Source organism: Bacillota bacterium (assembly GCA_013178125.1).
Taxonomy (GTDB): domain Bacteria; phylum Bacillota; class SHA-98; order Ch115; family JABLXJ01; genus JABLXL01.
Genome location: JABLXJ010000019.1, coordinates 38,238 through 48,028, shown reverse-complemented (window position 1 = coordinate 48,028; position 9,791 = coordinate 38,238). Strand labels below are relative to the sequence as shown.

General features: G+C 55.7%; 9 protein-coding genes and 1 tRNA gene. All 10 read left to right on the top strand.

All coding sequences use genetic code 11. The features are described from left to right. Window positions 1–435 precede the first annotated feature (435 nt). Window positions 436–511: transfer RNA gene (locus HPY71_13130), tRNA-Arg, on the top strand. A 380-nt stretch (window positions 512–891) separates the two neighbouring features. Next, entirely contained in the window at window positions 892–1,920 is a 1,029-nt protein-coding gene (locus tag HPY71_13125) for a hypothetical protein (GenBank protein ID NPV54437.1), read from the top strand. Between the two features lie 343 nt (window positions 1,921–2,263). Next, complete coding sequence (gene spo0A / locus HPY71_13120) at window positions 2,264–3,061, top strand: sporulation transcription factor Spo0A (protein ID NPV54436.1); 798 nt, start codon at window positions 2,264–2,266, stop codon at window positions 3,059–3,061. A gap of 273 nt (window positions 3,062–3,334) precedes the next feature. Next, window positions 3,335–4,708 carry a Trk family potassium uptake protein gene (locus HPY71_13115; protein ID NPV54435.1) on the top strand — a complete coding sequence of 458 codons (1,374 nt, stop codon included), beginning with the start codon at window positions 3,335–3,337 and terminating at the stop codon, window positions 4,706–4,708. Window positions 4,709–4,861: 153 nt separating this feature from the next. Beyond that, complete coding sequence (locus tag HPY71_13110) at window positions 4,862–5,320, top strand: arginine decarboxylase, pyruvoyl-dependent (GenBank protein ID NPV54434.1); 459 nt, start codon at window positions 4,862–4,864, stop codon at window positions 5,318–5,320. Between the two features lie 48 nt (window positions 5,321–5,368). Further along, window positions 5,369–6,208 carry a polyamine aminopropyltransferase gene (gene speE / locus HPY71_13105; protein NPV54433.1) on the top strand — a complete coding sequence of 280 codons (840 nt, stop codon included), beginning with the start codon at window positions 5,369–5,371 and terminating at the stop codon, window positions 6,206–6,208. Window positions 6,209–6,295: 87 nt separating this feature from the next. Beyond that, entirely contained in the window at window positions 6,296–7,261 is a 966-nt protein-coding gene (speB, locus tag HPY71_13100; GenBank protein ID NPV54432.1) for an agmatinase, read from the top strand. A gap of 25 nt (window positions 7,262–7,286) precedes the next feature. Further along, window positions 7,287–7,427: a hypothetical protein gene (locus tag HPY71_13095; protein NPV54431.1), complete on the top strand. Its 141-nt coding sequence runs from the start codon at window positions 7,287–7,289 to the stop codon at window positions 7,425–7,427. 47 nt (window positions 7,428–7,474) lie between these two features. Next, the gene (locus HPY71_13090) at window positions 7,475–7,801 is read left to right on the top strand and encodes a hypothetical protein (GenBank protein NPV54430.1); all 327 of its coding nucleotides are present in this window, start codon (window positions 7,475–7,477) and stop codon (window positions 7,799–7,801) included. Further along, window positions 7,788–9,791, top strand: coding sequence for a V-type ATP synthase subunit I (locus tag HPY71_13085; protein ID NPV54429.1), 2,004 nt, complete (start codon window positions 7,788–7,790; stop codon window positions 9,789–9,791). The genes HPY71_13090 and HPY71_13085 overlap by 14 nt, the downstream gene beginning before the upstream one ends.

Below are 9,791 nucleotides of genomic sequence, written 5' to 3'. Positions count from 1 at the left end.
TCAAGAATCGTGCTTTTCAGTGCGCCGTAATCCCGGGCTCCAAATGCTTCATCCAGTTCTTTTAAACAAGTTAGTGCAGTCGTTTTGTTCCCCTCCCTATTTTGGTCTCATTTTTATCCTATTCAGGAAAAATGAAACTCTAAGAAAGAGGAGGGGAAAATTTTACAGAAAAAAGGGGGCCGACGTCCCTTTTTCCCTGCCTCTTTTCCAGAAGAGGTATATTTTTACAGACATAAACTGGAGATATTTTTCGGATATAAGCCTTCTTGACTTTTGCGTTTGGACCGTAGTATACTCTATTTACGAAAACCAATTTCCAGCGGGGAGATACGAGGCCGTGGTACCTTAAAGGGCTAAAAAGGGGTAAAAAAGGGTAAAATCGACCTCGAGTCTATGCCAGATTTATGCAGAGGCCAGTTAAAGCCAGTTTCGAGTGCGCCTATAGCTCAGAGGATTAGAGCGCCGGCCTCCGGAGCCGGGTGCGCAGGTTCGAGTCCTGCTAGGCGCACCATTTTTTATCATTATCCCCCTCCTCATGCCTTCTCACTCGTGCTCTTTCAAGGCCGTTTTACAACTGTCGTTTATATCGTTACATCGTTGCACTTCATTACATCGCTACGGCTCGTTCGATTGCGCGGCCTGCGGCACAAAAGGGAAGCACGTTGAGGGTTCATACTCCTGGTGTCAATTTTACGATAGGGTCCGTGCTGGTTCGCCTCCTGTCCCAACCGGGAGGGGATCAGGCGAGCCCGGTTGGATAAGCAGGCAAATCCGGCCGGGTAGGCCGGTTAACTTGGAAAGACGCTGGAAAGAGCTTGAGAAGACTGAAAAACCTGAGAAGGTGAGGGGCGTATTATGAATATGAATATGAAAATGGAGGACATGAGAAATATGGGGGATATGAGGAAGATGAAGAGGGGCTCTGCGCGCCTAGGGCTCGCGATCATCGCGGCCATGCTGGCTCTGGCCGTGATATCGATCCTCCCGGGTGGGCCTTCGTCGGCCGCGTTTGCAGAAACCAGGAGAAACGGCAGTTCAGTGGTGTTCGGAGGGCCCATCTACGTTGCTGCGGACGAGACGGTGGAGGGCGACGCAGTGTCCTTCGGCGGGAAGGTCACAATAGACGGGCATGTAACCGGAAACGCCGTATCGATCGGTGGACCGGTGGAGGTGAATGGGGTTGTCGATGGAGACGTAGTATCTATAGGGTCCCAGGTCTCGCTAGGGGAGAATGCCAGGGTAGGCGGTGATGTCACAAGCGTTGGCGGGACAGTTTACAGGGCTGAGGGTTCCATTGTTGAAGGGGATGTCAGAAGCGGGGGGTTCCCATTCAGGTTCGGCTTCCGCGGTATGATGTGGCCCGGGGCCCACTGGATGCCCTGGAATATGGGACCCTGGAACATGCCCTGGGGCATGTCTTGGGGATTTTTTGGGGCCTTGTGGATCGCGCGGCTCTTGGGTGCCTTGGTTCTATCCCTCGTCGTCGTTGCAGTCTGGCCTAATCATACAACATCTGTGGCTAGGGCGATCGAGACGAAGCTGGGACACGTGGCGCTCACCGGTCTGGTAGGGTGGCTCCTCTTTGTGCCCGCTATCATATTCTTGGCAATTACACTAATCGGAATCCCGCTTATCCCCGTCTGGGTGGCGCTATATATAGCAGCGGGGGTGCTGGGACACGCCGCTATTGCGATTTTAGTCGGAGATAGGATCGCGGGGCTCGCAAATACAACCATGACGATGCTCGTCAAGGTGGTCGTTGGAGCCCTCATCATCGCCGTGCTCGGGTGGATCCCGGGGGCGGGGTTTATCGTCGCCATCGCGGTGGCGGTAATCGGCCTCGGAGCAGTCCTGGATACAAGATTCGGGACCAACAGGCCTTGGTTCCCACCGCGTCAGCCTGTGCCACCTAGAGAATAGCGAAATTGGGAAAGTAGTTGCAAGCCACTGTGCTCGAGGATTCTGGCGGAATCTTCTGGCGGGATCTTGTCGAACCCTGCATCTCCCTTTAGGGAAAAATCGAAGATGGGACGGAGGAAATTTCTAAATTATAGAGAATTAGCTATAGTACCCCAATGGAACCTCGCAAGGGGCATAGCGATAGATAAATAGATAAATATAGATTAGGTGATTTAGAGGTAGATCTGTCTCATCTTCTTGTCCCATATTTTTCCTTTTACACGTCTATAAGTGTCTATGAGCATCTATGGCCGAACCGTGGTAAGGGGGACGTAATCTTCACCTTTTCGGGGGGGTGCAGGGTGTGCGGGATGACAGTAAGATCAGGGTTCTTGCGGTCGAGAATAATAGGGACCTGTGCGAGATCCTCGAGGTGCTTATAAAAAATGAGGAGGATATGGAATGGGCGGGCGCAGCCTATGATGGGTTACAAGCCTTGGAGAAGATCAAAGAGGCCTCGCCCGACGTCGTGCTTCTGGATATCATAATGCCCAACCTCGACGGTATGGGGGTCCTGCAACGACTTGGTGATATGGATCTCACGAAGAGGCCCAGGATCATTGTGCTGACGGCGTTCGAGGAGGAGCAGCTGATCAAGAAGAGCGTCAAACTGGGGGCTGACTACTATGTACTCAAGCCGTTTGATAGTGACAGCCTTATACAGCGGATAAGGCAGCTTGCCAGGGGGGATCAAGAAGCGACACCACTGCGGAAGGCCAAGCCACCGAGGCGTGATGCCGAGGATAGGCTGGAAGGGGATGTATCCAGGATCCTTTATAAAATGGGGGCGCCGACCTACTTCAAGGGATATGTTTATCTAAAGGATGCCATCATAATGGTGACGAAGGAGATCGGGCTGCTGGGGTCCGTGACCAAGGTCTTGTACCCCAGGATAGCCGAGAAGTACGGGACCACCCCCTTGATAGTCGAGGCCGCCATAAGGTATACGATTCAGAAGACCTGGAAGCAGGGCAATCTGGAGTATATAAACAGGATCTTCGGCTATGCTATCAGTTTACGGGATGGTAAGCCGCCGACCAATTCCTTTTTCATAGCGAGGGTCGCGGAAGAGCTCCGGCTTGGCATGGTCGAAGAGGCATAAGAGGTAGAGATAGATGCCCCAGTCCCCGGGGCCATAGCGAAATAGATGATTGAAGGGTAGAGGAGAAGAATAATCAGGGAATGGGGGGAAATAGGGGGATTGCAGGTATTGACATAGGGGGAACGGGTGCTATAATAAAACAGGACTGCACGGAATTGGGACGCAAAAGACCTTCGTCGGGGCGAGCGCGTGAGGGCGCGCGAATCTCCGGCAAGGTCTTTGCTAATGTCACGGGTCATTTCCTCCAGTGCGAGTCGGGACAGGGGTGGGAACATGGCTGGCATATTGGACGTTATCTTTCACCTGTATCAGAAGCTACCGAGGCTTCAGCGTTTAACTCCATCACAGGTCCTGGTTATAGGCTTTGCGGGCTTAATTCTTTTGGGCGCCATTTTGCTGAGCCTCCCTATCGCATCCCGGGACGGCCAGCCGTTACGCTTTATCAATGCCCTTTTCACCGCAACTTCGGCTGTTTGTGTCACCGGCCTGGTTGTTGTTGATACACATGATCAGTTTTCCCTTTTCGGGCAGCTGGTGATAATCCTCCTGATCCAGGCCGGCGGGCTCGGCATAATGGTAGTTTCGACATTGATCGCCCTCATCCTAGGGCGCCGGATAGGCCTGAGGGGCCGGATTTTGATCCAGGAGGCCATGAACCAGTTTACGCTCGAAGGAATGATAAGGCTGATCAAGCAGGTCATCGCTGTGACGGCCATCGTTGAAGGGACCGGCGCTCTGCTTCTAGCGTTTCGATTCATCCCGCAAATGGGATTCGTGAAGGGCCTCTATTATGGGGCTTTCCACGCGGTGTCGGGCTTTTGCAACGCCGGGTTCGACCTCTTCGGGGGCTTCAGGAGCCTCACTGGCTACAGGGATGATGTCCTGGTCAACCTGGTCATGACCAGCCTTATAATAATAGGGGGCATAGGTTTCGCCGTTATTACCGATGTCCGGCAGTACTTCACAACAAAACACCTCTCGCTTAACAGCAGGATAGTGCTGGCGGTGACGGCGATGCTGATCCTGATCGGCACGGCTACGATTCTCTTGCTCGAATGGGACAACCCGCGCACAATGGGAGGGCTTCCTCTTGGCAGCAAGGTATTGAGTTCCTATTTTCAAGCCGTAACGCCGAGAACGGCGGGGTTTAATACCTTGCCCATCGGCGATATGCGCAGCGCGACGCTTTTCTTCACGATCATATTGATGTTTATCGGTGCTTCACCGGGATCCACGGGGGGTGGAATCAAGACTGCTACCTTCGGAGTCCTCGTGATCGCGGTCTGGAGCGTCGTGCGGGGCCGGGAAGACCCCGAGGCCTTCGGCCGCAGGATCCCACACAGAGCGGTCTACCGGGCGCTGGCCGTCGCCATGATTTCGCTAACGCTCGTTGTAGTGGTTACCATGCTCCTTTCCATTACTGAGAAAACGGCATTTGTTAGGGTTTTATTCGAGGCTACATCGGCCTTCGGCACGGTTGGGCTTTCCACCGGGATCACGCCGGGCCTCACGATGGCTGGAAGGATCGCTATAATTCTTACCATGTTCGCGGGCCGGGTCGGTCCTCTTACGATAGCTACAGCCATAGCCCAGAGGCTTTGTATAAACGGGGTTAAATTCCCCGAGGAAAGGGTAATGGTGGGGTAAACCACCAGAAGGGGATTCATTGATGACAGGGTAGGCAGGGTAGAATTAAGTGGATATGCGCCAATTTAGGTTTTCTTCATATCATAATGGAGTGAAGGGATAGAGGCCCCTAAGACTCTATCTTTACAAACTGATTGGGAGGGTCTAAGTAGGATGTTGCCGACGCCTAAAAAGTTCACACTGGTCTGCGGTAGCGCAGAGGGCAAGACCCCATTGACTGCCTTTGATAAGGCGCTCCTCGCCGCGGGGATAGGGAACCTCAACCTTTTAAAGGTGAGCAGTATCTTGCCGCCGGGTGCCGAGTATGTTGAGAAGCTCGATATAGCGCCGGGGTCCCTCACACCCACGGCGTATGGCTCGATTATAAGTGAAGTTGAGGGTGAACTGATTGCGGCCGCGATCGGTGTGGGCATTTACGATGGCAGCTTCGGGGTTATAATGGAATACGAGGGTAAGTGCTCGAAAGAGGAAGCTGAGGAGCGCATAAGCCAGATGATTCGCGAGGCGTTTGAGGTCCGGAACATACCTTTGAGCAAGATAATGGTCAAGGGCGTCGAGCACAGGGTTGAGAAGATCGGTTGCGCCTTTGCTGGGGCTGCCCTCTGGTATTAATGGGGTTGTATTGCTGGGGTTGTAATTAAGGGGGTTTTGAGTGATCTGATGGAGCTGTGGTTCACGGAGAATCAGACGAAAGATCTCAGGCTTTCATGCAGGATAACCAGGACCTTGCACAGGGAGAAAACGGAGTTTCAAGATCTGGCCGTTGTCGATACCGTTGAATACGGCCGGATGCTGGTGTTGGACGGGGCCGTCCAGACAACGGTCAGGGATGAATTCGTCTACCACGAAATGATCGCTCACGTCCCGATGCTGGCTCACCCTGCCCCTGAGAAGGTGCTTGTGATCGGCGGCGGTGATGGCGGCACGGTGCGGGAGGTTTTGAAGCACCCGGGCGTGCGCGAGGTTACGCTTGTGGAAATAGACCGGCGCGTGATGGAGGTTTCGAGGGACCTGCTGCCCGAGACAAGCAGCGGGCTTGGTGACCCAAGGGTAAATATTCGCATAGAGGATGGCATCAAGTACGTGAAGGAGGCGAGGCGGGCCTACGATGTGATCATCGTTGATTCGTCAGACCCGGTCGGGCCCGCCGTCGGGCTCTTCTCATACGACTTTTACAGTGCTGTGGCCGATGCCCTCGAGGAGGACGGCATCTTCGTCGCACAGACGGAGTCGCCCTTTTTGAACCAGAGCCTGATACGACAGGTCTACGCGGACATCTCCAGGGCGTTCCCCATCGCTAAGCTCTACCTCGCCCCGGTGCCAACCTACCCGAGCGGGCTTTGGAGTTTTACGGCGGGGTCCAGGGTGTATGATCCAGCAGAGCCTCGCGACCCGGGCGGGGGAAGGTCCGCGCGCCTTGAGACCAGGTACTACACTCCTGACGTACACAGGGCTGCCTTTATGCTACCGGCTTTTGTGGGTGAGCTTCTGCGCTCGTGAGGGGCGCGTGTGAATCCTGGAGGGGACAAGCCTAGACCGCAAGCGGGACAAGCATGGCAGGCATGAGAAGCATGGCATGACCATAACATGGTTCTCCGGAGATACGAGGTGATCCGGGTGTTTAAGGACTTCTCGTTCGAGCACACGGATAGATTCATCGGCGCGGTCGACTCCTATGAGGCTGCACAGCTCGTCATCTTAGGCGCGCCCATGGACTACACGTCGAGCTTCCGGCCGGGGTCGAGGTTTGGACCGGAAAGGATAAGATCCGTCTCCAGGGGCCTCGAGGAATACAGCCCGAGGCTGGAGAAGGAGCTTGCTGAAATCCCCTTCTTCGATGCAGGGGACCCTGCCCTTCCTTTCGGGAACGTGGCCCGCAGCCTCGAGGTGATCCGTGAGGCTGTGGGTTGCATCATTTCCGATGGGAAAATCCCCATCACCCTGGGCGGCGAACACCTTGTGACGCTCCCGGTGGTCCAAGCGGTAAAGGCCGTCTATCCCGATGTGGTGGTGTTGCATTTTGATGCCCACGCTGACCTGAGAGGCGAATACATCGGCGAGGGGCTATCGCATGCCACGGTCATGAGGCGGGTGGCTGGTGTGCTTGGCATGGGTCCATCAAGGCCGGGAGCGGGTGTGCGTGCACCGCGTGCCCCACAACGAAGCTCCCTGTTTCAATTCGGCATCCGGTCAGGCACAAGGGAGGAATTCGCTCTCGGCCGGGAGATGGGCAGCTTGATTCCGGGGGAGCTGCCCGGGGCCCTGGTGGGCAGGCTCTCGCACTTGAAAAACAGGCCAGTGTATGTGACCATAGACATCGATATTGTCGACCCCGCCTTTGCGCCTGGGACGGGTGCGCCGGAACCCTGCGGCATAAGCCCCCGAGAGCTCTTTGAGTCCGTGTGGGCGCTTGCGGGTCTTCATATTGTCGGATTTGATCTGGTGGAGGTCCTTCCAGCATACGACTGCGGCGAGATAACGTCACTTTTGGCGGCGAAGCTTGTGCGGGAGGCCATTATCGCAACCGGCCTGGGGTTGCGCTGTTGTGGCTGATTATTTTAAAATGATTTTGGGTCTTTTGGGATCAGTTGTATACCTGCGGGACGGAATCTGGCCAGCGGTTACCGTCAGCAGGGATGAGGGCCTGGAGGGAATCGTAACAGATTTCACGAATTCTGAAGAAGATTTGCAGGAAAACATGGATGAGCTGTCGAACTAGTGCCGGTGAGCTAATGCTGGTAACGTTGCTCCAGGGGGTGAAGCGGCATGGCGATCGAGGCCTTGAAGGAGATAAGAGAGACTGAGCTCGAGGCGGAGCGGGCGATCAAGTCGGCTCGTGATGAGGCGCGCAGGATCGTGGCCGAGGCCCGTGAAAAGGCCCGGGAGATTGTCGCGGCGGCGACCGAGGCAGCCCGCAGCGAGGCGGATAGCTTGATCGCGGCGGCGGAGAGCGAGGGGCAGGCTGAGGCCCTATCTATTCGCAAGAGAAACGAGGAGCTTTGCGAGTCGATCATCCGGGCGGCGAGAGATCGCAAGGCCCAGGCTGTAAATCTGGTGGTGGAGAAGGTCGTGAAGGCTTATGGCCATAGCTGAGATGCGGAAGGTTACCATAATCGGGCATCTCGCCGATCGCGCAGCGATTACCGGAGAGCTGCAGAGAGCGGGCGTCATGGAGCTCGAGGCCATCGAGGAGGAGACCGAGTCCGGGCCGGGCCCGGGAGGCGCGGGCCCGGGAGACGTGGAAGCTAGCACCGGCGTCGAGACCGGTGCTGTTGAGCAGCGGATCGCCGAGCTGAAGTTCTGCATCGATTTCCTCGATAAACTCGAGAGGGTAAAGAAGGGCCTCATCCAGCAATTCGCTGGTTCAAAGATACCTGTCGATCTTGATGAGTTCGGCAACATGACGCGGGATGAGGGCTGGTTCCGGCCGGTCCACAGCCAGTGCCGGGATTACGATAGCCGATTGTCCGCCCTGCGTAACGAGGAGAACCAGATTCAAAACCTCTTGAGGCAGCTTGCGGGGTGGGTATGGCTCGATCTCCCTCTGGAGGAGCTCGGGGGCACGCGGCACGCGGGCATAGTTCTGGGGAGCGTAGCCGCAAAGGCTTACGATAACCTGGCCAGCGAGGCGCGATCTGCATGTGATGGTCTCTACATCGAGGCCAGGCGATCGGACGACGGGCGAGATGTCTACTTCGTGGTTATCTATGCTCGCGAGGACGAGCAGGCCCTTTTCGACGTGCTCAAGAAGCACGAATATACAAGGCACCAGTTTCCGGCCCTGACGGGCACGCCGCGCGAGTGTGCCGGGGCTGCCAGGCAACGCCTGGACGCCATCTCAGGGGAGAGGGAGGGCATCCTGGGTGAGGCGCGTAAGCTGCTGAGCTACAGGACTCGAATTTATGCCCTGTATGATTCGCTCTCCCTCGAGAGGGACAGGCTCGCGGCGTCGAGACAGTCGGTCGCGACAAGGCGAGCCTTTGCCATCCAGGGGTGGGTGGCGAGCGATAATATTCCCGCGCTTCGCGACTTGCTAATGAAGAGGTTCGACTCCATCGTTATCAAGGATGAACCCCCGGCGGATGGGGAGGCCGTCCCGGTTACGCTCAAGAATACATCGCTTGTGACGCCGTTTGAGGCCGTGACCGAGATCTACAGCATGCCTCATCCAGAGGGCATCGATCCTACACCGTGGCTTGCGCCGTTCTTCTTCGTATTTTTCGGCATGTGCCTCGGGGATGTGGGATACGGCATCCTCTTGACCCTGCTTTGCGTCATACTGCTCAAGAAGATCAGGATGGCCGGCCTCGGTAAGAAGCTTTTCATACTCCTTGCGATCAGCGGGGTCTCGTCTGCGGTGATGGGGGCGGTCACGGGCAGCTGGCTTGGAAACCTGGTCAAGGTCAAGCCTTTATGGTTCAATCCTCTTGATAATCCCATCCTCATGCTGGGGGTTTCGTTTGCGCTCGGCCTCATACAGATACTCGTGGGCCTTGGGATAAAGTTCGGGATGAACGTGAGGAGGGGACGCATCGTAGATGCCGTGTTCGACCAGGGGTTTTGGTTCCTGCTCATCTTGGGCCTAGCTTTGATCATGGTGAGTGGGCAGGTCAAGGTGGCCGGCATATCGACCCTCGCCACGTGGCTTTCGGCGGTCGGGGCCGTCGGGCTCATTGCGACGCAGGGACGGGCCAATAAGGGCATTATAAAGAGGCTGGCCTCTGGGGTTTTGAGCCTTTACGGGATCACTGGCTATTTGAGCGATGTCCTTTCATATTCACGTCTCTTGGCCCTGGGTCTTGCATCGAGCGTCATAGCCAACGTCATCGATGATCTGGCCCTCCGGTTGACGGGAATCCCGATCCTCGGGTGGATCGGCATGGTAATCCTCCTGGTCGTAGGTCACACCTTCAATCTTCTCATCAACGTCGTCGGGTCATTTGTCCATTCGAGCAGGTTGCAGTATGTAGAGTTTTTCAATAAATTCTTTGAGGGCGGCGGGAGGAGATTCTCCCCGTTTAGAGTCAGGACAAAATATATAGATATAGATGATATAGATCTAGTGGGAGAGAGGGAGGCATAA

What these genes read in the sequence shown, in the direction of transcription:
- HPY71_13090 (NPV54430.1), top strand. Translation starts at nt 7,475, where the DNA reads ATGGCGATCGAGGCCTTGAAGGAGATAAGAGAGACTGAGCTCGAGGCG.
- HPY71_13115 (NPV54435.1), top strand. Translation starts at nt 3,335, where the DNA reads ATGGCTGGCATATTGGACGTTATCTTTCACCTGTATCAGAAGCTACCG.
- HPY71_13085 (NPV54429.1), top strand. Translation starts at nt 7,788, where the DNA reads ATGGCCATAGCTGAGATGCGGAAGGTTACCATAATCGGGCATCTCGCC.
- HPY71_13110 (NPV54434.1), top strand. Translation starts at nt 4,862, where the DNA reads ATGTTGCCGACGCCTAAAAAGTTCACACTGGTCTGCGGTAGCGCAGAG.
- speB (NPV54432.1), top strand. Translation starts at nt 6,296, where the DNA reads ATGGTTCTCCGGAGATACGAGGTGATCCGGGTGTTTAAGGACTTCTCG.
- speE (NPV54433.1), top strand. Translation starts at nt 5,369, where the DNA reads ATGGAGCTGTGGTTCACGGAGAATCAGACGAAAGATCTCAGGCTTTCA.
- HPY71_13125 (NPV54437.1), top strand. Translation starts at nt 892, where the DNA reads ATGGGGGATATGAGGAAGATGAAGAGGGGCTCTGCGCGCCTAGGGCTC.